We start from the raw sequence: 25,057 nt of genomic DNA on the forward strand, positions 1-25,057 counted from the left end.
TCAGGATTTTTGTTTTATGAATAAATGATTTTCAGCCTTAAAAATTAAACCCAAGTCTGGCATAGTAATAAGCGCCACTGAATCCCATTTGTACAGCGTCCCAGTAACCGCCTGCTTCAACCCAGTCATCTTGCTGGTCAGGGTAAATATTTAAAAGGTTATTGGCTCCAATACTTAATTTGGTCGATTTAGAAAGTTTAAATCCTAAAGTCAAATCGGTTACAATTTTGGCACCGTAAGTATCTGTAGCAGCTCTTTTTTGGTTCGCAAATACCTGTTCATCAGTTTCAGACGGATCAGTTCTGTAATCCTCAGGATCTTCATCCATTTGATAATCTAATAATTTTACTTCGCTGAATCTGGTAAATGCCAGTCCTGCATCAAACCACTTTCTGCCGTAATTAAGGTTTAGACCAAATTTATTTGGTGGGGCAGAAGCAAGTAAAAAAGCTTTATCACGTTCCCCAAAAAATGTTTTTTCTTCTAAATCACCATTTTTAACTTTATCGATTTTCATGTCATTGATGTTCCCAACTAAAGTGGCACCAAATCTGTTTTCATTAATTGTTTTTTTCCAGGACAGAACTACATCAAGTCCCATTGTTTTGGTATCTACACCATTTACGAAAAACTGTGCCTTATCAACACCCAGATTATATTGCGTGGCATCAAAATATCCGGTTAACACGATTCTGTCCTTCACATTAATTAAATATCCATCAACAGTTGCGGTGAAATCTCCAAAATTTGCTGTTAACCCTAAAGAACCATTTACTGCTTTTTCTTCGTTCAGGTCATCAATACCAAAAGCTTTTGTTACCGGACTGTTATTTGGAGAAAGTAAGACCTCTGTTGCACCACCGGAACTAAAGTTGGTAAAACGTAAGTTATAATAAATTTGAGCTAATGATGGAGCGCGGAAGCCTGTGCTAACTGACCCCCTTAAATTGAGATTATCAGTAAGTTTTAGTCTTGAAGCTAATTTTCCGTTTATAGTACTACCAAAATCGCTGTAATTTTCAAAACGTACAGCGCCACTTAACATAAAGGCTTCAGTGACATCCAATTCTGCATCCGTATACAACGAAAGGTTGGAACGGTTTTTATCAATAACATTTTTTGGACTATAGCCTGGAAAGCCCTGCGAACCTCCAGGTCTGGATATTGTTGGTGAAGATTCCGGGTCAGATGGATCATAATCAGGATTTGGTATAGTAGGGGCACTTTGATTTGAAGGATCCGTAATTGGTCTTCCTTCAGTGTCATAAGTAGCATATGAACCTTCTTCTCCAGAAAAAATATTAAATTTCTCAGTTCTGTATTCAGCTCCGAAAGCCAGATTCAATCCATCAAGAACACTTTCATAATTTTTTGAGATGTCAAAATTAGTTGTGTTTTGAGTCAGACTATGGCCACCGGCATCAAATTCAGTTGGCGAAGCTTCCAGTAAAGAAGCATTGATTGTTCCTTTTACATAATAATGGAATGAATTTTTTCCATATGTATTGCTAAAGTCGATTTTCCATCCACTGGCAGTTTGAGATCTTATTCCGGCGGCAAATGAATTGTCTATGATATTAGAAGTAATCCTTGGGGTATAACCGCCCGGATAGACTTCTTCTACAACTCTTTCTCCATCATTTCTGGTAAAGGCATAAGCATCTGTATTTCTGTAATTTCTTCCTCCAAAAGCATAAAATTCCGTTTTCTCTGAAATTGGAATGGCTAAATTACCAAATAGGTTAAAACTCTGAATCTCTGCCTCACCAAAACCTTTTCTAAAATCAAAACCCGGACGCAAAGTTTTGTTCTTATTCAGGAATTCAGTAGTAAAATTTGCATAACCTCCTTTGTCGCCAACAGCAACACCATAATTAGCAGCCACTTTAACAGATCCTCCGTCAAAAGCCTGATCTTTTCCAAATGTATTGCCATTGCCATTTTGATCTAAGCGGTATCCATCAGTGTTTGCAGTACCTGCAGGGAAATCTCCTTTTGCATTAGTATTGTAAGCGCCATAAGTTACTGAGCCGGTAAGTTCATTAATATTATCGTTCATTACAATATTAATTACCCCAGCAATGGCATCAGAACCGTATTGCGCAGCAGCACCATCACGTAAAATTTCAATTCTTTTAATCGAAGCCGCCGGGATTGTATTTAAATCGGTTCCTGTGTTACCACGTCCGCGTGTTCCGAATAAATTAATAAGAGAGGATTGATGCCTTCTTTTTCCGTTAATCAAAACCAAAGTCTGGTCAGGACCCATTCCTCTTAAAGAAGCCGGGTCAACGTGATCTGCACCATCAGAACCTGATTGTTTGTTGGCATTAAACGATGGGGCAACATATTGCAACAGTTCATTAATTTCTATTTTTCCGCTTTGTGTCGTAACCTCTTTAACATTAATAACATCAATTGGAACAGCCGAGTTTACTACGGTTCTTTTTGTATTTCGCGAGCCTACAACTACAACATCATTCAGAATCTGGCCACCGCTTTCATCTAAAACAATATTGAGATTATTGCCTGAAACTATTTTTTCTACAGTCGAGAAACCGACATAACTAAAAGTTAAAGTCGCACCTTCATTTACTTTAATAACAAAATTACCTTCGAAATCGGTAGAGACACCGTTTGAAGTTCCTTTTTCAACAACATTTACACCGGGCAGAGGTGCGCCTGACTTATCTTTAACGTTGCCCGAGACTTCTTTTTGTGCAAAAAGAAAAGTCGAATTTATCAGAAATAAAAATAATGCAATCTTTTTCATGGTTGTTTGATTTTTTGGTTTGTTTTTGTTTGTAGTTCATATAAAATTAATATTTTTTAACAAAATATTGGTAAAAAGTTTAAAAATTTTAAAAGACACTGTGGAAAATACATTAATGCACATTTTTACTTCACTCCGGAGTTATTAAATCTTATATTTGCAAAATTTTACAGCCAAAAAATATCACTTTGGCAGAAAACCAAAAAACAATTAATTCATAAGACATTAAATTACAAAGATTAATGTTGGGCCTAAACAGAAAAGGCTGAACAAAATAAATAGAAACAAACAGATGAAAGCAGGAATTGTAGGATTACCAAATGTTGGAAAATCAACATTATTTAATTGTTTATCTAATGCAAAAGCGCAGAGTGCGAACTTCCCTTTTTGTACAATCGAGCCAAATATTGGTGTTGTAAACGTTCCGGATCCCAGGATCAATAAATTAGAGGAATTGGTAAAACCAGAACGTGTACAAATGGCAACTGTAGATATTGTTGATATTGCAGGTTTGGTAAAAGGGGCAAGTAAAGGTGAAGGCCTTGGAAACCAGTTTTTAGGAAACATTAGAGAGTGTAATGCTATCATTCACGTTTTGCGTTGTTTTGATAATGATAATATCGTACATGTTGATGGAAACGTAAATCCAATTCGTGATAAAGAAACCATCGATATTGAATTGCAGTTAAAAGATTTGGAAACAATCGAAAAACGTTTAGAAAAAGTAAAACGTGCTGCAAAAACCGGAAATAAAGAAGCTCAGACTGAAGAAGCTTTATTGAACAGAATAAGAGAAGCTTTGTTACAGGCAAAATCTGCAAGAACAATTGTTGCACAAAATAATGACGAAGAAGTTTTATTAGAAAGCTTCCAACTGATTACTGCAAAACCGGTTTTATACGTTTGTAATGTTGACGAAAGCTCAGCAGTAAACGGGAATAAATATGTAGACCAGGTTCGAGAATTGGTAAAAGATGAAGATGCTGAAGTTATCATCCTTTCAGTAGGAGCAGAGGCTGATATTACAGAATTAGAAAGCTATGAAGAGCGTCAGGTTTTCCTTGAAGATATGGGGTTAGAGGAGCCGGGAGCTTCTGTTTTAATTCGTGCAGCTTACAAACTTTTAAAACAACAAACTTACTTTACAGCTGGTGTAAAAGAAGTTCGTGCCTGGACCATCAATATTGGAGCAACTGCGCCACAGGCAGCAGGAGTTATCCACACTGATTTCGAAAAAGGATTCATTCGTGCAGAGGTAATTTCATACGATGATTACGTTCAGTACGGTTCTGAGGCAAAAGCTAAAGAAGCCGGAAAATTCAGGGTAGAAGGAAAAGAATACGTGGTGAAAGATGGTGATGTAATGCATTTCCGTTTTAACGTTTAATCTTTTAGATAAAAGAATCAAGAAGAAAGATTTGACCGCTGGAGAAATTCAGCGGTTTTTTTATGTTTTAATTTGAAGAAGAGAGAGATCAGTTTTAATTTGCAAAATCTGGGAGGGAATAAAAATGATAAGTATCTATTTCCAGCTTTCCATTTCAAGCTGGGGTAGTCAGAAAATAGAGGGCTTTTTGTTTTAAAATAAAGAAATGAAAACAAAATTTGAAAACTTAAAAAAATTGGCTTAAAAATTGGTTACAGAAAATCAACCATAACTAAATCTAAAACCAATCAAAATGCTAAAAAAATCTTTCAAATTTCTGGGCTGGACACTTTTCGGAATTTTCACTTTTCTTGCCTTGTACATTTCATCCGTTCTTCTAATTTCAAAAATTACGGTCAATTCTGATATCGCTGAGGTTGAAGAACAAAATGCAATTCCAATTTACATTCTCTCCAACGGTGTTCATACCGATATTGTAGTTCCCATTAAAAACGAAATCAAAGACTGGCGAAATGAAATTCAGTTTAATCAGACACAATCAAAAGATTCTTTAGTGAATTTTATAGCCTTTGGCTGGGGTGACAAAGGGTTTTATCTGAACACTCCGGAATGGTCCGACCTGAAAGCCAGTACTGCCTTAAAAGCTGCATTTGGAGTGAGTTCATCAGCCATGCATACTACGTTTTTCAAGCAATTAAAAGAAGGAGACGACTGCAAACGCATCCTGATTTCAAAAGAAGATTACCAAAATCTGGTAACTTATATTTCAGAGAGCTTTAGCGATTCTCTTCATCCGCAATGGATTGAAGGGCACAGTTACGGAAAAAAAGATGCTTTTTATGAAGCAAAAGGAAGTTACAGCCTTTTTTACACCTGCAATACCTGGGCAAACAATGCATTAAAAGCAGCAAACCAAAAAGCTAGTTTGTGGACAGTTTATGATAAAGGGATTTTTTGTCATTATAAATAATTAGATTATGAAAAAGATTCTATTAGTTTTAATTATAACTACTTTTTTAGTTTCGTGTAAAAAGGTTAGAATGCGCCCATGTCCGGATTGCTTTTTTTTCTATTTTGAGAGTCCGCAACCTCATAATAGTGTAGAATTAGATCATTTTCCTCATAGATTTAGAGGATTATATAAAAATGAAGATTCTACTTTTTTAAGGATTGAAGAAGATCGGATAATAGCTAAATATTTTGGAAACTATACTATTCATAAACTAGAATTTGATTCAATTAAAGAAGAATATGTTATTCAAGGCAATCAGGTTACAGAAAAGGCTTCAAATAGAAAGTTATATATTCGAACTAAAGGAGACTCAATAGAATTTACAGAAACATTTATAGATACTATTTTTAGATTATCTTATTATAATAAGCTCAAGCGTATTGATGGTCAATTAATTTTAAGTACAAAAGATTCTATTTTTTGGAAACCGCAGTTTTTAACTTTAAAAGATAAATCTCTTAAAATTAAAGAAATTTATTTGCCAAATGACTTAAAAAAGCTGGATTCTGTAACGACAATTAAAGGAAAAAAAATAGATTCAATGTCCTATTTGATTAGACCAACAAGAAGCGAATTGAAAAAGATTTTAAAAATTAAAAATTTAGGATTTGATCAGGAGTATAAAAAGATTTCCAAATAGGCTACATGGTAAAAATGTAAATTTCGATTAAAAATCAGGAATTAGGGATTTTTGATTATTGCTTAAATTTGAGAGTATATCAAAAAATCAGCAAATGAAAAATCATAATATTCTCTCTAAATCCTGGTATCTGCTAAAAAGAACTTTTTTAGAATTTATAGATGATGATGCTATTAAATTGAGTGCAGCCTTATCGTATTACACTATTTTTGCATTACCGCCATTATTGATTATTATTATCACCATTTGTGGTTTCTTTTTTGGGGAAGAAGCCGTAACCGGGCAGTTGTACGGACAGATAAATGAGCTGGTTGGAAACGAGGCAGCCAAACAAATTCAGGAGGCTATCAAAAATGTTCAGCTTTCAGACAGTAATGTTTTTGTAACTGTTTTTGGTGTGATTATGCTGCTTATTGGTGCTTCGGGAGTTTTTGCTGAGATTCAGAGCTCTATTAATTATATTTGGGGATTACGTGCGAAACCCAATAAAGGCCTTAAAAAATTTATTCAAAACAGGCTAATGTCATTTTCAATGATTGTTTCTGTAGGTTTTTTAATGTTAGTCAGTTTGATGCTGAATGCAACTTTAGATATCTTAAATGCCAGATTGAAGATTTATTTTCCGGAAAGTACAGTATATCTGTTTTATGTCATCAATATTATTATTGTTTTAGGAAGTATTGCGCTTCTTTTTGCAATCATTTTCAGAACATTGCCTGATGGGAATATTAAGTGGAAAGACGCTTTTATTGGTGCCGGATTTACATCCGTTTTATTTATGATCGGTAAGTTTGCTATTGGGTTTTACTTAGGAAGTTCTACTATTGCAAGTGTTTATGGTGCTGCCGGATCAGTAGTTATTATATTAGTCTGGGTGTATTATTCGGCTATAATCCTTTATTTTGGAGCTGAATTTACCAAAGTATATGCCAAGACTTTTGGAGGAAATATTTCTCCGAACGATTATTCAGTTGAAATTAAGAAGGAAATTTTTGAAATACCAAAATAAATGTATCGGGTGTCTTGTATTGGCACCCGATACATTTTTTAATCAACGGTATTTTTTATCCGTTAGTGTTTTCATGAAGGCAACTAAGGCAGCCTCTTCTTTTTTATTCAGTTTCAGTTCGTCAAACGGGAGCGTTTGATTATCTACTTCGTAACCTAAACCTTTTCCGCCTCCTTTATTGTAAAAATCCACCACTTCTTCTAATGTTGTAAATACGCCATTGTGCATGTATGGAGCAGTTTTGGCTGCGTTTCGGATAGAAGGTGTCTTAAATGCATTCTTAAGCTGATCCATTTTAAACTGATTGTATTTTCCTAAATCCGGACTTATTTCTTTTGCAGTTTTGTTTTTTGGAGTTCCTATTACTTCCTGCTCGGTTTTGCTGTAATTAGGAGGGACTGTTCCGTTAAACAGAGGAATAAAATGACAGGTTGCACACTTTGCTTTACCTGCAAAAAGATTAAATCCGAGTTTTTCTTCATCACTCAAATTCGATTCACCTCTCATATACAAATCAAATCTGGAATCGAAATCATTTAATGAACGAATATAAGAAGCTATAGCATTCTGTAACTGCCATTCTTCTATTTTATTTTTTTTCGGAAACGCTTTTTCAAACAAGGCTTTATACTTCTTATCCTTGTTGATTAACGGTATAATCTGACTAAACGAGCCATGCATTTCCTGTTCATTTTGCACAACATCTACGCTTTGTTTTTCTAAATCAATTTGTCTTAAATCCCAAAATAATGCATTTTGTAAACCTGCATAAGTAAGAGTAGGCGTATTTCTCGGAAGATCGAAACCGTCCAGGGAAAGGTTTGTTTTTCGTCCATCTGTAAAAGCTTTTTCAGGAATATGACAAGTTGCACAACTTCTTTTTTGGTCTTTTGAAATAGTAGTATCATAAAATAACTGATTTCCTAAAGCAACTTTATCTTCTGAATACGCATATTCTGCAGAAGGAATAAAAGCATTAACACTGAAAGCATTTTTTTCAAAAAGGGTAGCAGCATTTGGATTGATTGCACTGTTTTTATTCACATTTGCAATATTATTTTGTTTTTGCAAATCGAAAATAATTTTTGAAATCACGTTTAGGTAATTTTTAATAAACGTGGCTCTGTCAAAAGTGTTAAAAACGTTGTTTTTAGAGCAATACGAAATACTGTTTGAAATTGTATTTTTAAATTCTGCCTTTAAATCAATGGATTCCTTAGAATTATTTTTGCAGGTTTTTAAAACAAGATTTTCAATCGAAACCAAAGCAGGAGCAACTTCATTTATTGATTCCTGAGCTATGGGCGAATCAAAACCTGTGATTCCCAATGCCAAAATTCGGTAAACCTCAAAGCGGGCAGCATCGATGATATGTTTTTCTTCAATGCTTATTGCATCTAAGTGTTGTTTTACCTGTGCAATATTTGCCCGCATAATTGCTATTTCACGAACCAGATCGGTTTTGTTTTTTATTTCATATTCAGGAAAAACAAATTCTTCAATGACCTGGAAACCATTTGGTGGCAGAAATTTGTTTTCTTCGACTTCAAGTTCATCCAAAGCAGGACCATTAATAAATCTGGCTGTTTCAGGAACAAAATACTCAACTGCCCATTCTGTTTTTTTGTATAAAACTCTCGTTTCCTTAAAATAATCCTGAATTTTTTTGGAATCTTTTTCGTTTTCAGCGAGCTTTTTGAAAAGCACTATTTTGTTTTCAAGTTTTTCCAGATCAATCAAAAGATCCTGTTTAACAGAAGTTTCAGTTTTTTCTTTTGTACAGCTTGTAAAAAAAGTCAGAAAAGAGAAAAGAATAGGAAAAAATATGTTTTTGATAAAATCAATTTTCATTGTAGGATACTTTAATAAATAGCAAAAACAACCCAATAAAAAATTGGATTGTTTTGTTGTATTTGTGGTAAAATTATCTTTGTACGTTACGAATAATTACGGTTTGGCCTCCTTCTAACTGGCTTTGTGCAGAACCAGTAGCTCCCATATTAATTCCGCTTCCATCAGCATCTTTAAATGCATCTTTTCTCCATGTGTGAGGGTGAATATTCACAATAAAGGTATTTGGAACACCAATAACATCTGATATATCCTCCATGGCGCCATATTCCCAGCTTCCAAATCTCATTTCACCGGATTGGTTGTATGCTGTATTCCAGGTAGCATCAGTACGTTTATGGTTCATGGTTAACCACGGTTTATTTGTTTTAGAAGCAATGTTATATTGCCAAATATAAGAGTCATGTTTGGCAGCAGGATAAAAACTGTCACCATCTTCCTGGATGTAAACATAATTTTCAGTTACACAAAGGTTATCAGGGTTGATAACGCCTGTGCCTGGTGTAGAATCACCTTCAACTGCTAATTCAAGTTTTCCTTTTAACGGATCTTTTTCATCCAAAACTAATTTATATACTCTTCCCCACATGGTATATCCTTCAACAGGGTTTACTTTATCTGTAGATTGCCCTGTAGCGGTAAAATAAACTTCTCTGTTATTTTTGGCAGATCCTTTTCTGTAGTCTATATCTTCTACTCTTGAAAAACGGATTGCTTTTAAATTGTTTACTGCAGTATTGATTTCTGCTCCAGTTATATTTTTGGCATTCGGAATTTCAACAAATGATACATCGAAAGAATTTCCAACAGTCATTGTCGTTTCTACCTGAACGTTATCATTTCTTTTTAAAGCATATAACTTTCCGTTATTTAAATCACCAACTGTAGAAACGTACATAATGACCTGACCAGCGCTTGCATGCGAAGTTTCATACAACTGGTCTTCACCCATGATAATGACACTCTTACCCGGATATGCCTCTTTTGTCAACGGAACAGCATTTTCCATACTCGCTTTTCCTAAAGCAGGTAAAACCCTGTCTTTTCTGTTTTTATCGGTTGCCATCGAAAGTGGATTGATACCATGAACCATACTTTCTTGTCCGCTTTCTCCTGCGGTTAAAAATATAGGACCAAAACCGTGGATTTCAGGTGTAGCCAAAGTTGCAGAGCAAAGTCTTGTTTGTCCTCCAACAGCATCAACAATATAATCTCCTTTTAAAGGTTTTAAAGTTTTGTCAAAATAAACTCTTGAAACAGACTGTATAATTTCATGGTTGGTAATCATGATATAACCATCACCGTTCGGATTTTTCATAAATCCTGCACCATCAGGCTGACCAGCATAAATGAAAGAAGGACTTTCCGGTAATATATCAGTGGTAGAGATTAAAGTTGAAATTTGCAGATTTTCGAAGCCAGGCTGAGCTAATACAAATGCAGGAACTTTTGATTTTGTTGTAAAATCAATGTTTTTGTTTGTTTTGTCCCCCTCATCGTCATTTTGACAACTAATTACAGAAATACTTGTAATTCCAAGTAAGGCAATAGATTTTAAAAAATTAAATTTCATAACTGTTTTTTGTTTTTTTTGATTGAAGCAAAGCTATCGCTGAAAAACAGAATGTATGTTATGTTAATTTTTTCTTATTGCTAATAAATAGAAAGTAAAATATTACTTAAACATGAATGTATTATTTAATTGTAAATTTAACCGTCATTTAAAAGATAATTTCCAAATTTATATTATGATTTCCATTTCAGCTAATTGTCGTTAAAAAGCCAAAAGTTGATGGACTGATATATAGTTATTAAAAAACACTTACTTTGTAAATGCTAATTTAGTATAGGAATAATTGATAGCTGTTTTTGAGATAATTGTAAAAATAAAACGCCATAAAATTTAAATTCATGACGTTTTATGAAAAAATAACTTTTAGCAGTTTTAAATATTTATTTTAATCATTTTGAAATCCGAAATTTACTGTATCAAAAATATTTGGATTGCTGATTGAAGATAATTTTATTTTATACTGTCCAGGACCGGGAGTGTAAAGTAAATAATAACCATTATTTGGTATATTAGAAGAAATAACTAAATTTTCTTCAACGAAAACATCAATTTGAATTTGATTGTCTGGCGTAAATGTAGGACGCCATGATATATCAAGATATGCTCCAGAATTAACAACGTAATCTCCTTCTATTGGATAAAGAATTGTATCGTTAATTGAATTTAATTCTGGGTAAAGAAATCTCGCAGCAAATAAATCATATGAAGAAAAAATAAATGAATAAGGCCAACCTGAGTTCATAACAGAATTTGGATCCTGATCAGTGCCATATCCGCTAGGAGTATTCTGGATCCAATTAAATAATGCTGTCTGCTCTCCTTTTGATGGACCATCAGTATGGTAGAATCCAATTGTATGACCAAGTTCGTGTTTAATAATGTGTTCTTTTTCTTGTTCTGAAAAGACTCTATTATTTGCAGCATCCAAATTTATAGCAATCTGAGAACCTGGCTTTCCATTTGAGGGAAGGAATGCAGCAGCAGGATTATTGTTTGGTAGTATATTGCCGTCAGATCCAATTAGTATGTCAGCAGTTGTATTTGTTGTAATTGTAAAATTTACTCTGCAATCTATTATGTTGTTCCAATCATTTATTGCAGAAGCTATTGCTGTTCTCCAGTTATCGGTTCCAGAAGTAGGAATGGAAGTGTCAATTCTTATCGTAATATTATTAACATTTGCCATGGTAACTAATGAATTAGAGTAAACTTGGTTACTTTTACCCGTTAAAGAATGTTTATTATCCTTTAAAAATAATATATCATCTTCTAAAAGAAAAAAAGAATTATATTCTTTAATATCTTTTATGTTGAATCCCATATCAATTAATTTGATGACAATTGGATCTTTATCATTTAAATTCAGACTATTATTTTTAACTGTAGAATTATCATTAATTGCTTCTACATTTGAGTCATCATCCTGACAACTCATGACACATAAAGTTGCAAAGCCTACAAAAAGTGAAGATTTTAAAAAATTAAATTTCATAACTGTTTTTTTATTTTTGATTTAAGCAAAGCTACCTTCAAAAAATAAAATGGATGTTATGTGATTTTTTTCTTATCGCTATTAAATAATAGGATATATATTACGAAATTGTAAAACTGTATTCAAAATGTAAATTTAAGCTTCATAAAATATTCTTAAATCATTTAAAAAGCTGATTTAGATTAACTTCTTTTTTTTCTCTCAGTTTTTTTATAATTTTCAAAAATGCAATAGCAGTTATATAAGCATCACCCAATGCCGTATGCCGGTCTTTTTTTGAAATATCAAATTTGTCTGCCAAATCATCTAAAGAATAATGATCCTTTCGTTCAAAGAGATGAGATTTTATCAAAGTTCTCTTGTACAAAACTCCGGTATCAAGTGCTTTGTTTTTTAATTCAGGCAAACCATTTCTTTCCAGAGCTTTGTTAATCATTGTGATATCAAAATACGCATGATGTGCAATAATTATGGCATCACCCAAATAGTCTGAAAACTGTTTTATTGCTTCAGCTTCTGAAGGGCGTTTTACAACAAAATCTTTCAAAATTCCATGGATCTGTGCGGTTGATTCGTCGTAATGATCCTGCTCTATATAAACTTCAAAACTGTCCTGAACAGAAATGGTTCCGTTTTGCAATACAAGTGCACCGATGCATAAAATTCGGTCATTTGTAAAATCAAATCCTGTGGTTTCTGTGTCCAGAACGACAAAACGTGTTTCTTCAATGGTGATGTTTTCATCGAAAAATTTTTCTTCTTCTTTTTGCCAAAAATTAAATAAACTCATCTTATACAATATTAGAAACGTTAAAACGTACCGAAATCAATTCCTGAAGTTCCTTAATGGTTTTAAAAGTTCTTTTTAGTTTTATTTTTTCCATTTTTGAAAGCGATTCCAAAGCAATAAACTGCCCGGAATCATGGTGTAAAAGACCTTGTTTGGTCCTGAATTTCAATAAGGCTTTAAACGAATAAGAACAAGATAAGTAAAGTTCGCTATTATGAGGTTCGAGTTCGGCCAATTTTTCAAAACGTTCCGCCGTATTACTGATTGACTTAACAGAGTGTGACAGAATCAAAACCCTTGCAGCATCTGTAAGTGGCATTAAGGCTCTTCTTTTAATATCAAACTGGTCTTTGTTGGCACCATCCTGTTCTACTAAAAATTGCCTAAAGAAACCGGTTGGAGAAGGACTTTGCAAAGCTCCGCTCACCAGGTGAACATAAAAAATAGGATTGGCTTTTACATTTTCAAATATTGAATCTGATAACTGATCTACAAGCTCACGATTACCATATTTTACGCTGTAATCAAAAAAGATAAACGATAATAAAACCTCATTTTTTCCCGGATTTTTAATCCAGTAAGCCACCTGGTTTTTCCATTCATCCAGGCTCATGCACCATTTTGGGTTTGATGCCATCATTTCGGCAGGGCAATATTCATAGCCAATAGTAAAAAGCCCTTTGTTGATGTGAGTTGCTAATTTTAAAAAGTAGGCTTTGGTTTCATCTTTAAAAACTTCCGAAACATTTTCATACACAATCGCATTATCCTGATCGGTATGCAGCATCTGCTCGTCACGCCCCTGACTTCCCAGAGCCAGCCAGGTGAATTTTACAGGTGGAGGTGTATTCATTTTTTCTAATGAAATGTCAATCACACGGGTCACACAGGCATCATTTAACTCAGTTATAATTTTTGTAATCAGTGTCATTGGAATATTTTGATCTAAATATCCCTGAAGCAATTGCATAATTCGGGCTCTGATGGGCTTGATTTCCTTAACTTTTGTGGTTCTTTTCAAAGCCTTAATCAAAACAGCCGGATTATTTCCCAGCGAAACCATAAGGTCGTGTTTAGATAAGATACCAACAGCCTTTGTGTTAACGGTTCCGTCCTTGGTAAGACACAAATAGCTGATATTGCTCTTAATCATCGCCATTTGTGCCTCAGTAACCGTCATTTTTTTAGAATACGTAATAACGGGCGATGTCATAATAGCCTCGGCAGGTGTGGTAATAGGGTAGTCACCTGAAACGATTTTGTTGCGCAAATCTTTATCTGTAATAATTCCAATCGGAAGCATTTCGTCAACAATCAAAATGGCACCAACCTTTTTCTTGGTTAAAATTTTTGCGATTTCTTTTGCAGTGGTTGAAGGTCCGCAGGTAACAATCTTTTTAGAAAATTTTACAGGCTGTAAATCAAATACTTCTTTGTCGTTATTCAGCTCATGCTGCGCAATAACTTCGCCGTACAAATTATTTTTATGGACTTCAGAATAAGGATTTTTAGTATTCGAAGCATAACTTTCGATCAGGAAATTACCAATCGCTTTATTTTCTAAGGCATAAGGTTTAAAAATAGCAATAGGTATAGCGTATAAGATACTTTCTTCATAAGTACTTGCTTCCATAACGTAATTTTCCTGTGCCAGAAGCGGACGAAGCCCAAAAATATCCCCTTCATCACACATATCAAGAGTTTTTTGATTCTTTTTAAGGGCAATTGCTCCCTTGTGTACCACATAAAAAGAGTCATGTGTCTTTTCGTTCTCAGAAAAAATAACCGAGTCTTTTTCTTTATAAATGATAGAAATCTGCTCAGACAATTTTTCAAGATCTTTTTGATGCAAAAGGTTAAAAGGAGGGAAGTGCTTCAAAAAATCGGCAACTCTATGTGAAATGGTATTTTTCATATGGGATTAAGTTCTGAATTTAGAATTGGAAAACAGTTTTGTAAAAGAAATAAATTTCAGTTGCTATTCAAACTATATTTTATAAAATATCAGGTTTATTTGTTAAACAAAAAAGTTCCGCGTGGGAACTTTTAAATTTAGACTTATGATTTTTTCTTTCGGATTCGCATATTGATGAATTCTACAGCAAGCGAAAAGGTAATTGCAAAATACAAATAGCCTTTCGGAATGGCGCCAATGTGTTCGCCAATCAACTCGGCATTTGATAAATGCATACTTTCGGTAATCAGCATAAACCCGATCAGGATTAGAAAAGAAAGACCCAATATTTGGATCGAAGGGTTTTTATTAACGAAGTTCCCAACCGGAACAGCAAATAGCATCATAACAATTACAGAAATAATAACTGCGGTAATCATGATAGTCAGCGCACCTTCAACGCCATTGGTCATACCAACAGCGGTTAGAATGGAGTCAACAGAAAAAATTAAATCGATTAAAAGAATTTGTAAAATAACATTCGAAAATGATTTCTTTGCAGCTGTGTTCAGGGTTTTTTCCTCGTCGCCTTTATGGTCAACTTTTTCGCTGATTTCCTTAGTACTTTTATAAATCAGGAACAAACCTCCAAAAAATAAAATTAGTGCCTGACCTGTAAAATCAGCTTCCAGCCAGCCCCAGTGAATACTGAATACTGTGGCTTTCATTGCAATTAAATATGAAATTCCCAACAACAGGGCAATTCGCATAAACATCGCCAGAAACAAACCAATTCGTGTAGCTTTTTTGCGCTCTTCTTCAGGCAGCTTTCCTGTAACGATCGAAATAAAAATGATATTGTCAATTCCCAGAACAATTTCCAGAAATGTTAGTGTCAGTAATGCAATCCAGGCATCAGGGTTTAAAAATACTTCCATGTAAATCTTAATTTACACTCAAATTACTATTTTTTATTCGATTTTAAAAACTTTTCCTTGCTGTTTTTCCTCAGAACCCACCATACCGAATTCAAAAGTATAAGAATCTTTTGAAGTCGTTAAAATTTTCATATTAATGGCTTTTTCCTCCGCCATGTTTTTTGGATGTTTTTTCTGCAAAACATATTCGCAGTCGCTTACCCAGCGTATGGTTGCGGTATCTGTTTTCCCCTCAAAAGTTTCAATTTCAATACTGTCTTTACGTTCAAAAATCGTTGTTTTTTTTACACCGTTTACTTCAAACTCAAATTTAAATTTTCCGTTTTTGAAATCTCTACAATTGTGTTCTGCATTATAACAGGATACTAAAGCTAATAAGGGAAGTAAGAATATAATTTTTTTCATTTTAATAAGTTGTTTTATAAGAAGCTAATCCTGCTGTCCGCTATATCTTTTGCGGCGAACCCCGCCACAAAAGGATGACGCTTCCATCAGGGCTAGGGCAATCGTTTTCATCAGAAAATTAAAGAGATTTGACTATTTCATTCTGTTTAATTCATCATCCGTAAAGTTCTTTATTTCTTTTTCTTTGGCAAACTTTTCAGCGTTGTAATTCCCTGATTTGTTTTTTGGAATTGATAAACTGTTCCACGCGCTATTTTTTAGTTGTTTGGAATAAAAAACAATCTGCCCTATATGATAAGGATAATGAGCCAATTGCCTATTAATGGCTTCAATAGCCGTATGACCTTCATTTCGAATATAAATGATATCCGAAAGCTGTTCCGGTTTTAAATTGTTTAAAGCGTCAAAAAACACTTTCCAGCCCTTATTCCAGGTTTCCAGAACTTCTTCTTTTGACTGTAAATCATTTTCGAATTCGGCATCACGGTTGCGCCATTCTTTTTCTCCGTCAGATGTTAAGAAGTCTGTCCATCGTGAAAGCATGTTACCCGAAATATGTTTGATTATGGTTGCAATACTGTTGGTATCTTCGTTTAAAGCAATAAAAAGCTGTTCAGGCTCTAATTGATCGATTGACTTTTCGCCCAGCATTTTATAATACAAAAACTGCTTTTTAACGCTTTCCAGATAAGATTCGTTTGTTTCCATACCTACACTATTTTAATATCGTATTTATCTAAAAGACCTGCGATTCCCTGATTCGAAAATTGTGCTTTTCGCATTGGGTTGAATTCGGGATCAATTTTATAGTTGTAAGCCGTTCTAAAATCAACAGCAGCCAATTGGGTTTCATTGAAAATAGCGCCGTCCAGATTACAATTTTCAAAAACAGAACTGGTTAAGTTGGTGCCTATAAAAGTTACATCTCGCAAAGAAGAATTGATAAACTTGGTTTTCGGCATTTTTTTGTTTGAAAAGATAGCGTAGTCCAACGTACTTTCTTCAAAATAAACCTGGAATAAAAAATCGTCGCATTCGTTAAAAGCGATTCCAAGAAGTTTACAATTTTTAAAAGTCACATTTTTTAAACTCGTTCCGGCCAAGCTGGTCATCGACAAATTGCAGTCAATAAACTCACAGTCTAAAAAAGTATTGTAGGCAAAATTACTGTTAGAAAAATCACAGTTTTTAAACAGACAATCTTCAAACTCCCGATTATTAATTTTTTTGTCAATGTAAATGACTTTCTCAAAAGTTTTCTGAATGTGAATTAGGCTTTCCATTTTGATTAAATAAAGGGATTAAAAGAATATTATATGATTTGCTCCGACAGTTAAGTATTAGTCATTAAACAAACCTTTCATGATGATTTTCAATCCCAAAAAAATCAAAACCATAGAACTCAGGCAGGCTACAATGCCAATTCCTAAAACCAGATAGTGCCAGGCGGTATGCTGGTTCATGAATGCATTATATATGAGTGTAGGCCCAATAAACATTAATGGAAGTGCTCCGGTTAAATATTTAATTCCTTTTCCTAATAATTGTTTATTTGTTGCCATTTAATTTTGTTTCAAGTTTCAGGTTTTGCATGCCTTGCTAATTTTACGGTTAATCACATCTAACCTTTTACGGCAAGCATCTTACTTATTATAATTGTCAACAGCATTTCTCACACTGCCGTATTTCTTTAATAATTCAGAGGCTTCTTCATACGAAACCGGAATTTCTCCCATTATCATTTTTACGCCCCGGTCAACCAGTTTGATATTACTCAATTGCATGTCGACCATTTTGTTCCCTTTTACTTTTCCAAGCTGAATCATTGATGCAGTCGAAATCATGTTTAGAACCAGTTTCTGTGCAGTTCCGGCTTTCATTCTAGAACTTCCGGTTACAAATTCGGGTCCTACAACCACTACTACAGGAAATTTTGCTGTCAGTGCTAATGGGCTTCCTTCATTACAGGTGATACAGCCCGTTGCAATATTGTTTTTGTTGCAGGTTTCTAAACCACCAATAACGTAAGGTGTAGTTCCGGAAGCCGCTATACCAATGACGATATCGTTCTGATTGATATTATGTGCCTGTAAATCAATCCAGGCCTGTGTTGCGTTATCTTCGGCATTTTCTACAGCTCGGCGAATGGCTGTGTCACCTCCGGCAATGATTCCGTTTACTAAATCAAAAGGAACTCCAAAAGTAGGAGGACATTCTGAAGCATCTACAACCCCCAAACGTCCTGATGTTCCGGCTCCGATGTAAAAAATACGTCCGCCCAGTTTTAAATTGACAACTGTCTGTTGCACCAAAGCTTCAATTTGCGGTAAGGCTTTTTCAACGGCAAGAGGTACGGTTTTATCTTCGTTATTAATATTAGTCAGCAGTTCGTTGACTGACATTTTCTCTAAATGCTCGTATTTTGAAGATTGTTCGGTTGTTTTTGTAAACGTCATTGTGTTTTTAGTGTCAAAGTTGTAAAGTCTCAAAGTTACAAAGATTTTTACTTCTTCAGGAAATGATTTTTCTCGTTTTACGGTTGCGTGAGGGATAACAGGAAGCTACCGAAGTAGCCCGGATAGCCCGACCGAATTTGCGAAAGGCGCATATAAGCGGTTTGTTAAATAGCGCCTTTTGTAAATTTGGGCACGCCCAGATTATAGAAAGAATGCTAGTAAGATCCCAAGAACAATCATCGAAACTTTGGCCACATTAAATTTATGTCCTTCGCTGCTTTCGAAAATAATAGTCGATGAAATATGAAATAAAATACCAATTACGATTGCGGTTATTTCGGTGTAATATTCATTTAAAATTGGTAAGAAATCAGAAGCTACAGTTCCCAGTGGTGTCATGATTGCGAAAGTTAACATGAAAGCAAAAATGGCTTTTTTGTTTAAATCTGCATTGATGAAAAACGTAGTTAAAATCACGGCAATTGGTAAATGATGAATGGCAATTCCGATAGCCAGACCATGATGATGGCTTACCGGGAAACCTTCTAGAAAGGCATGGATACAAAGGCTGATAAATAAAAGCCACGGAATCTGGGACATTTTTGCATGGCCGTGAACGTGTCCGTGTTCAGCTCCTTTTGAGAAAAATTCGAGAATGATCTGGAACAAAATTCCGACCATGATAAATAAACCAATGTTGTGATTATGAGATTCGTAAACTTCAGGTAAAAGATGCATTACGGTTAGCGATAATAGAAAAGAACCGCTGAATGCCAGCAATAATTTTAGATTGGTTTTGTTTTTTGGTTTTATGAACAAAGCCACCGCATAACCTAAAAGGACAGAAAATAAGGGTAATAGATAATTCATTTGCTGAGTTACCAAATTATTTAAAAATCATGATTAATCGTTCGCTTTCGGTTTTATGGAATTTTTTGAGTTTATAATCGCCAAAAATATCTAAGAGATAAATACCGGCTTCATCCATTAAATCCTGAAAATCCTGTAGTGTGAGTGCTTTTACTTTTTCGGTAAAATGGTATTTTTTACCTTGATCTTCAAAATCAATTTCTTTAAATATATGTCCGTCTTCGACATATCTTTTTATTTTGAAATCGATTCCGTCAACTGTTTTTACTTCTTCGGGGACCAAAGTTTCAATAACATGGTTTACGTTCATAAAATCAATTACTGCAAAGCCATATTCGGATAAACTTTCTTTGATCGCTTTTAAGGTAGTTAAGTTATCATCGTCATTTTCGAAATAACCAAAACTTGTAAAAAGATTAAAGATGGCATCGAATTTTTCATCAAACGGTTCACGCATATCATGAACTTTGAAATGCAGGGTTTCGTTGCTGTTTTTGCTTGCTTCGGCAATACTGTTTTCAGATAAGTCGGCTCCTAAAACATTAAAACCTAACTGATTTAAATATATAGAATGGCGCCCTTTTCCACAGGCTAAATCCAATACGTTTGCTTTTTCGGGCAAGTTTAGATAATGCGTGAGATTGTCCATGAAAATCTGAGCTTCCCTGTAATTTCTATCCTTATACAGAATATGATAGTACGGAGTATCAAACCAGGATGTAAACCAGTTTTCGGTATTACGGTCCTGATTAGGTGTTGATGGGTTAGGCGCTTCAGACATTTATTCTATTTCAATTAATTTAAAGTCCGGCAAATTTAGTGTATTTTTGCCGAAAAATAACTATTTCGCAATGATACCTATTGTAGTTGCGCAATTTAGAATGTTTTTATTGCAGATTTGGATTTTGATTAAAAATCTGTTTTAATTCAAATATAAAGATGGAAGAAAATTTTAGAATGATTGCCAAATGTTTTTTTGGTTTTGAAGAGATATTAGAAAAAGAATTACGCGATCTTGGTGCTCAGGAGGTTGAAAAGGGCGTAAGAATGGTAAGTTTTAAAGGTGATAAAGGCTTTATGTACAAAGCTAATTTGTCTTTGCGTACTGCACTTAAAGTTTTAAAACCAATTTATTCGTTCAGAGCCAATAACGAACAAGCGCTGTACAAAGGGATTTCGGGTGTGAACTGGTCTAAATTACTGAATGCAAATCAGACTTTTGTTATTGATGCAACTGTTCATTCTACTTATTTTAATCATTCCGAGTTTGTATCTCAAAAATGTAAAGACGCCATTGTAGATCAGTTTAGAGAAAGAACGGGGCAACGACCTAGTATTGACAAAGCTTTTCCTGATTTAAGGATTAACGTTCATATAGATAAAGATCAGGTTTCAGTTGCTTTGGATACTTCCGGAAATTCATTGCATCAGCGTGGCTACAGAACGGCTACAAATATTGCACCTATTAACGAAGTTTTAGCTGCGGGAATCCTGTTATTGTCAGGCTGGGAGGGACAAAGCCATTTTTTGGATCCAATGTGCGGATCCGGAACTTTTTTGGCAGAAGCTGCTATGATTGCCTGTAATATTCCGGCCAATATTAATCGCAAAGAATTTGCTTTTGAAAAATGGAAAGACTGGGACAATGATTTATTCGATAAAATCGTTGACAGTCTAATGAAAAAAACAAAAGAGTTTCATTACACTATTAAAGGCTATGACAAGGCCCCAAGTGCTGTAAACAAAGCCAAAGACAACATCAGAAATGCGAATCTTGAAGATTATGTAACAATTTCAGAAGGCAACTTTTTTGACAAAGAAAAAGCAGTTGAAGGAAAGCTTCACATTGTTTTCAATCCGCCTTATGATGAGCGTCTCGATATTCACATGGAAAAATTCTACAGCAATATCGGTGATACCTTAAAGAAAAATTATCCGGGAACAAATGCCTGGTTTATAACGGCAAATCTGGAAGCCTTGAAATTCGTTGGATTAAAACCTTCCAGAAAAATTAAACTTTTTAATGGAAGTCTTGAAGCCCGTTTGGTAAAATACGAAATGTACGAAGGAAGTAAGAGAACGAAGTTCCAGGTTTCTGAATAGTATAAGAGGTAAAATTTAAAAAATAAAAAATGACAAAACTACAAGTAAGAGCATTTCTATTTCAATTAGGATGTTTCGCAATTTTATTCATTCTGGCAAGATTTATAATTGCAGAATACTCAGGCCTAACCGGAATCTGGATTCCTTTGACTGCTTTTATTGTGGCTACTTTGATAGCTCCTCAGTTTAAAGCATTAAAAACCCAGAATGGTGAAAAACTTTTTATGAAATGGATTTTCATAAAAGGAATTAAAGAAATAGGATAGTTTTAAAAATCTTAGTATGAGGAAAATTGGACTTATTGGTGGGGATAAGCTGGGTTTCGACTTCTGATTATTACAAACTTATTAATCTTGGAATAAACGAAAGGCTCGGAGGTCTGAACTTTTCAGAATGTTTGGTCTATTCTTTTAATTATGCTGATATAAAAAACAATAACGATAATAATGATTGGGATTCAACTTTTAATATGCTTTTTGAAGGATGCAAGTTCTTAAAATCTGGAGGAGCAGAAGCAATTGTTTTGTGTGCGAATACCATGCATTTTATTGCTGATAAGCTCGAAGGAGCCATTGGTCTGCCAATCATTCATATTGCAAGTGAGACCGCAGCTGTAATTCAGAAACAAAAAATTAAAAAAGCAGGTTTGTTGGGAACGAAGTTTACTATGGAACTTAATTTTTTTAAAGATAAACTAACAGCAAAAGGTATAGAAATAATTATTCCCAAGAATCAGGAAGACAGAGACTTTATCCATACTACAATTTTCGAAGAATTAGGAAGAGGAATTGTTTCTAAGGAAACCAAAAAGCGTTATTTAGAAATAACGAATCAATTAATAGAAGAGGGAGCAGAAGGTGTTATTCTGGGGTGTACCGAAATTCCACTTGTGATTAAACCCGAAGATGTTTCGATCCCGGTTTTTGATACTACTCTGATACATTCGAAAGCCGCAATAGATTTTCAATTGTCATAAAATCATAAAATATAAAGCCACGAATTCACAAATAAATTATGAATTCGTGGCTTTATATTTTTAGATATTTTATTTTTTAGGAGCCTTTTTTTCTGCTTCCGGAATTATTACCTGCTTTTTATAAAGCGGAATAAAATAGGAAACGGTATAATTAAATCCAACTCCGAAACTTCCATCATAAGTTCTGTTAAATCCTGGAATATAAAGGTTTTCAAAACCATCAGGATCTTTATTGGCTAAGAGTAATTTTAACTGGACTCCGAATCCCACAAAAACGTTATTAAAAACTTTTGCTTTCATTCCTACAGCCACTTCTGCCCATGCAGCTGTTAAACCAGTGTATTTTGCACCATCAGTATTTACTGGGATTTCTCCCCAATATTGATCAGGATTATAAATTTTATAGCTGTTCAATTCCTGGCTAAACGTACTAAAACCTCCTCTTAAACCTACAGTTATAAGATTTTCCATATCCAGCCAGTTATTGTACATATTGTAGTCAAAACCTCCTTTTATGTAAGTTCCTGTTGCTGTTGAGTTTAATCGGTCGTCATCGGTGGTTTTATCTTCTATGCCAAGTTCAGCGGCGATGTAATATTTTTTGGTTAATCGAAAATCACCCACAAACTCTATACCTTTATAGTCTTTATCGTAAAATCCGCGGGTAAGTTTATACAAATCAACTCCCACACGTAAGCCGTAGCGGTCTTTTTTTACAGGAACACTGTCTGTTATGGTTTCAGCAGTCTGAACTGTTGTTTTAGGTTTTGTCTTCCTGATTTCTTTTTTTACCGTATCAGTAGCTATTTCCTGAGCCTGAATAAGAAATACTGTAAACAATAAACAAATACTAAAAATATATTTTGACATGTGTCTCATTTTCAAATTCAATGTTAGGATTATTTACTCGAACATCCTGCATCCAGATACCATCAGTACCGGAATCTGTTTTTACAAACGGAATCTGCGTGTTTAATTTATAAATTGTTTTAAAACCACAAGCTCTTGAAACATATACATTTTGTCTGGAATAATTAAATGTTATCTCATCAGTATTTGCCAGTTGAGGATTAGGATTGTCAGAATTTAAAATGAAAGAGAAAGTAGTACTGTCTTCATTTGTCTTCAAAGGTATAGCGATTGAATCACCGCTTGTGAGATATTTGGTTACATCAGTACCTCCTTCATTGAAAATAATTCCTTCAGGCTGATCTTTACCCACTACTTTCAAACGTGTTACATTCTGCTTTACAGAAGGAGTTTTAATATCATAAAAGGAAATAATAAGGCGAGGTGTGGTTGCTGTATTTGCATCACAAATATCATCTTTTTCACAACTGGATAATCCAAATGTAAAAACCAATAAAAAATACAGTGTTTTTTTCATTTATAATTTTGTATTATCGAAGTTCTAAAAGTACAACATTTTCGACATGATGTGTCTGTGGAAACATATCTACCGGGCGTACACGTGTTACTGTGTATTTCTCGTCCATTAAAGCCAGATCCCTTGCCTGGGTTGCAGAGTTACAGCTTACATAAACTACTTTTTTAGGTGCAATTTTTAAAATTTGTTCTATAACATCCTTATGCATTCCATCCCGCGGAGGATCCGTAATGATAACATCCGGTTTGCCATGCTGTGCGATAAAAGCTTCGTTGAAAACAACTTTCATGTCTCCAACAAAAAACTCACAATTTGTAATATTATTGCGTTCGGCATTTGCTTTAGCATCTAAAATAGCCTCAGGTACACTTTCTACACCAATTACTTTTTTTGCTTTTTTCGATACAAATTGTGCAATGGTTCCGGTTCCGGTATACAAATCATACACGGTTTCATTACCTGAAAGTCCTGCGAAATCACGTGTTATCTTGTATAGTTCGTATGCCTGATCTGAGTTGGTCTGGTAAAATGATTTGGCATTAATGCTAAATTTCAAACCTTCCATTTCTTCCAGTATATAATCCCTTCCTTTATATAATTTTATATCCTGATCGTAAATGGTATCATTTGGTTTTGAATTGACCACATATTGCAAAGATGTAATTTGTGGAAATTTTTCGTAAAGATGGTCCAGAATGAGCTCACGGCCAGCTTTATCATTTTCGAAAAACTGGATTAAAACCATGATTTCACCGGTTGAGGCAGTACGTATCATAAACGTTCTCAATAAACCCGAATGTTCTCTTGGATTAAAGAAAGCTAAATTATTTTCGTTTGCAAAAGCCCTGATTTCATTTCGGATAGCGTTTGAAGGATCTTCCTGTAAATGGCATTTGGTAATGTCCAGAATCTTGTCCCACATTTTTGGAATGTGAAAGCCTAACGCATTTCTGTTTCCTAAATCTTCAGTACTTCCAATCTCTTTTTCGGTTAACCAGCGGCTGTTAGAAAAAGAAAACTCCATTTTGTTTCTGTAAAAAAACTGTTTATCAGAGCCTAAAATATCCTCAAATTCCGGTAATTCAATTTTGCCAATTCTTTGCAGATGGTTTTTTACTTCATTTTGTTTGTAATACAGCTGTTGGCTATATTTCATATTTTGCCACTTACATCCGCCGCAAACACCAAAATGTTCGCAAATCGGATCTATACGGTGTTCTGATAATTCATGAAATTTAACGGCTTTTCCTTCGTAATAAGCCTTACGTTTTTTAAAAGTCTGCACATCAACTACATCGCCCGGAACTACATTCGGAATAAAGATTACTTTTCCGTCAGGAGCTTTTGCAACTGATACGCCTTTTGCGCCTGCATCAAGAACTTGTATTTGATGAAAGACGACTTTATCTGTGTTTTTTCTTCCCATAGCGCAAAAATAAGGGTTTGTAAACTTTTATAAATTTAATTTTTAAAATATTTTATGAAATTCTATAATTTGCAT

At 34.4% G+C, this 25,057-nt stretch carries 24 protein-coding genes; 7 read left to right on the plus strand and 17 right to left on the minus strand.

All coding sequences use genetic code 11. The features are described from left to right. Window positions 1-37 precede the first annotated feature (37 nt). Window positions 38-2,773, minus strand: coding sequence for a TonB-dependent receptor (locus GXM16_RS13645; RefSeq protein ID WP_163394997.1), 2,736 nt, complete (start codon window positions 2,771-2,773; stop codon window positions 38-40). Window positions 2,774-3,065: 292 nt separating this feature from the next. Between GXM16_RS13645 and ychF the strand changes: the two genes are divergently transcribed. The 4 genes from ychF to GXM16_RS13665 all read left to right on the plus strand — a co-directional run bounded on the left by ychF (window position 3,066) and on the right by GXM16_RS13665 (window position 6,821). Then, a complete protein-coding gene (gene ychF / locus GXM16_RS13650) occupies window positions 3,066-4,160 on the plus strand; it encodes a redox-regulated ATPase YchF (protein ID WP_163394998.1) in 1,095 nt (364 codons plus the stop codon). Between the two features lie 292 nt (window positions 4,161-4,452). Continuing rightward, window positions 4,453-5,130: a TIGR02117 family protein gene (locus tag GXM16_RS13655; RefSeq protein WP_163394999.1), complete on the plus strand. Its 678-nt coding sequence runs from the start codon at window positions 4,453-4,455 to the stop codon at window positions 5,128-5,130. A gap of 7 nt (window positions 5,131-5,137) precedes the next feature. Further along, entirely contained in the window at window positions 5,138-5,812 is a 675-nt protein-coding gene (locus GXM16_RS13660; protein WP_163395000.1) for a hypothetical protein, read from the plus strand. 94 nt (window positions 5,813-5,906) lie between these two features. After that, window positions 5,907-6,821, plus strand: a complete 915-nt coding sequence (locus GXM16_RS13665) for a YihY/virulence factor BrkB family protein (RefSeq protein WP_163395001.1) — start codon at window positions 5,907-5,909, stop codon at window positions 6,819-6,821. A gap of 42 nt (window positions 6,822-6,863) precedes the next feature. Here GXM16_RS13665 and GXM16_RS13670 read toward each other — a convergent pair whose 3' ends face one another. The 13 genes from GXM16_RS13670 to GXM16_RS13730 form a co-directional block, all read right to left on the minus strand. Then, window positions 6,864-8,672, minus strand: coding sequence for a cytochrome-c peroxidase (locus GXM16_RS13670; RefSeq protein WP_163395002.1), 1,809 nt, complete (start codon window positions 8,670-8,672; stop codon window positions 6,864-6,866). A 73-nt stretch (window positions 8,673-8,745) separates the two neighbouring features. Further along, entirely contained in the window at window positions 8,746-10,245 is a 1,500-nt protein-coding gene (locus tag GXM16_RS13675; RefSeq protein ID WP_163395003.1) for a PhoX family protein, read from the minus strand. A gap of 385 nt (window positions 10,246-10,630) precedes the next feature. Then, on the minus strand, window positions 10,631-11,737 hold the full coding sequence (locus GXM16_RS13680) for a M57 family metalloprotease (RefSeq protein ID WP_163395004.1): 1,107 nt from the start codon (window positions 11,735-11,737) through the stop codon (window positions 10,631-10,633). Window positions 11,738-11,897: 160 nt separating this feature from the next. Next, window positions 11,898-12,527 carry a 3'-5' exonuclease gene (locus GXM16_RS13685; RefSeq protein WP_163395005.1) on the minus strand — a complete coding sequence of 210 codons (630 nt, stop codon included), beginning with the start codon at window positions 12,525-12,527 and terminating at the stop codon, window positions 11,898-11,900. A gap of 1 nt (window position 12,528) precedes the next feature. Beyond that, window positions 12,529-14,442: a DUF294 nucleotidyltransferase-like domain-containing protein gene (locus tag GXM16_RS13690; RefSeq protein ID WP_163395006.1), complete on the minus strand. Its 1,914-nt coding sequence runs from the start codon at window positions 14,440-14,442 to the stop codon at window positions 12,529-12,531. Window positions 14,443-14,585: 143 nt separating this feature from the next. Continuing rightward, the gene (locus tag GXM16_RS13695; RefSeq protein WP_163395007.1) at window positions 14,586-15,359 is read right to left on the minus strand and encodes a TerC family protein; all 774 of its coding nucleotides are present in this window, start codon (window positions 15,357-15,359) and stop codon (window positions 14,586-14,588) included. A gap of 33 nt (window positions 15,360-15,392) precedes the next feature. After that, on the minus strand, window positions 15,393-15,764 hold the full coding sequence (locus tag GXM16_RS13700) for a DNA topoisomerase IV (protein ID WP_163395008.1): 372 nt from the start codon (window positions 15,762-15,764) through the stop codon (window positions 15,393-15,395). A gap of 132 nt (window positions 15,765-15,896) precedes the next feature. Continuing rightward, a complete protein-coding gene (locus GXM16_RS13705) occupies window positions 15,897-16,472 on the minus strand; it encodes a DUF1572 family protein (protein WP_163395009.1) in 576 nt (191 codons plus the stop codon). Window positions 16,473-16,474: 2 nt separating this feature from the next. Beyond that, window positions 16,475-17,047 carry a pentapeptide repeat-containing protein gene (locus GXM16_RS13710; protein ID WP_163395010.1) on the minus strand — a complete coding sequence of 191 codons (573 nt, stop codon included), beginning with the start codon at window positions 17,045-17,047 and terminating at the stop codon, window positions 16,475-16,477. Between the two features lie 57 nt (window positions 17,048-17,104). Further along, on the minus strand, window positions 17,105-17,326 hold the full coding sequence (locus GXM16_RS13715) for a DUF6095 family protein (RefSeq protein WP_163395011.1): 222 nt from the start codon (window positions 17,324-17,326) through the stop codon (window positions 17,105-17,107). Window positions 17,327-17,407: 81 nt separating this feature from the next. Beyond that, complete coding sequence (murQ, locus tag GXM16_RS13720; RefSeq protein WP_163395012.1) at window positions 17,408-18,220, minus strand: N-acetylmuramic acid 6-phosphate etherase; 813 nt, start codon at window positions 18,218-18,220, stop codon at window positions 17,408-17,410. 201 nt (window positions 18,221-18,421) lie between these two features. Beyond that, entirely contained in the window at window positions 18,422-19,090 is a 669-nt protein-coding gene (locus GXM16_RS13725) for a ZIP family metal transporter (RefSeq protein WP_163395013.1), read from the minus strand. A gap of 16 nt (window positions 19,091-19,106) precedes the next feature. Then, the gene (locus tag GXM16_RS13730) at window positions 19,107-19,871 is read right to left on the minus strand and encodes a class I SAM-dependent methyltransferase (RefSeq protein WP_163395014.1); all 765 of its coding nucleotides are present in this window, start codon (window positions 19,869-19,871) and stop codon (window positions 19,107-19,109) included. Window positions 19,872-20,029: 158 nt separating this feature from the next. Here GXM16_RS13730 and GXM16_RS13735 point away from each other — a divergent pair, with 158 nt between their 5' ends. The 3 genes from GXM16_RS13735 to GXM16_RS13745 are packed head-to-tail and all read left to right on the plus strand — an operon-like array spanning window position 20,030 to window position 22,169. Continuing rightward, a complete protein-coding gene (locus GXM16_RS13735) occupies window positions 20,030-21,193 on the plus strand; it encodes a THUMP domain-containing class I SAM-dependent RNA methyltransferase (protein ID WP_163395016.1) in 1,164 nt (387 codons plus the stop codon). 29 nt (window positions 21,194-21,222) lie between these two features. After that, window positions 21,223-21,459, plus strand: coding sequence for a hypothetical protein (locus GXM16_RS13740; protein WP_163395018.1), 237 nt, complete (start codon window positions 21,223-21,225; stop codon window positions 21,457-21,459). 26 nt (window positions 21,460-21,485) lie between these two features. Continuing rightward, complete coding sequence (locus GXM16_RS13745; protein WP_163395020.1) at window positions 21,486-22,169, plus strand: aspartate/glutamate racemase family protein; 684 nt, start codon at window positions 21,486-21,488, stop codon at window positions 22,167-22,169. A gap of 69 nt (window positions 22,170-22,238) precedes the next feature. Here the strand turns inward: GXM16_RS13745 and GXM16_RS13750 are convergent, their stop codons facing one another. The 3 genes from GXM16_RS13750 to rlmD are packed head-to-tail and all read right to left on the minus strand — an operon-like array spanning window position 22,239 to window position 24,982. Then, window positions 22,239-23,048: a DUF6048 family protein gene (locus GXM16_RS13750; protein WP_163395021.1), complete on the minus strand. Its 810-nt coding sequence runs from the start codon at window positions 23,046-23,048 to the stop codon at window positions 22,239-22,241. Then, window positions 23,020-23,556 carry a DUF6452 family protein gene (locus GXM16_RS13755; protein WP_163395023.1) on the minus strand — a complete coding sequence of 179 codons (537 nt, stop codon included), beginning with the start codon at window positions 23,554-23,556 and terminating at the stop codon, window positions 23,020-23,022. The genes GXM16_RS13750 and GXM16_RS13755 overlap by 29 nt, the downstream gene beginning before the upstream one ends. 13 nt (window positions 23,557-23,569) lie before the next feature. Further along, on the minus strand, window positions 23,570-24,982 hold the full coding sequence (gene rlmD / locus GXM16_RS13760; RefSeq protein WP_163395025.1) for a 23S rRNA (uracil(1939)-C(5))-methyltransferase RlmD: 1,413 nt from the start codon (window positions 24,980-24,982) through the stop codon (window positions 23,570-23,572). Window positions 24,983-25,057 lie beyond the last annotated feature (75 nt).

The organism is Flavobacterium limi (assembly GCF_010645075.1).
GTDB lineage: Bacteria > Bacteroidota > Bacteroidia > Flavobacteriales > Flavobacteriaceae > Flavobacterium > Flavobacterium limi.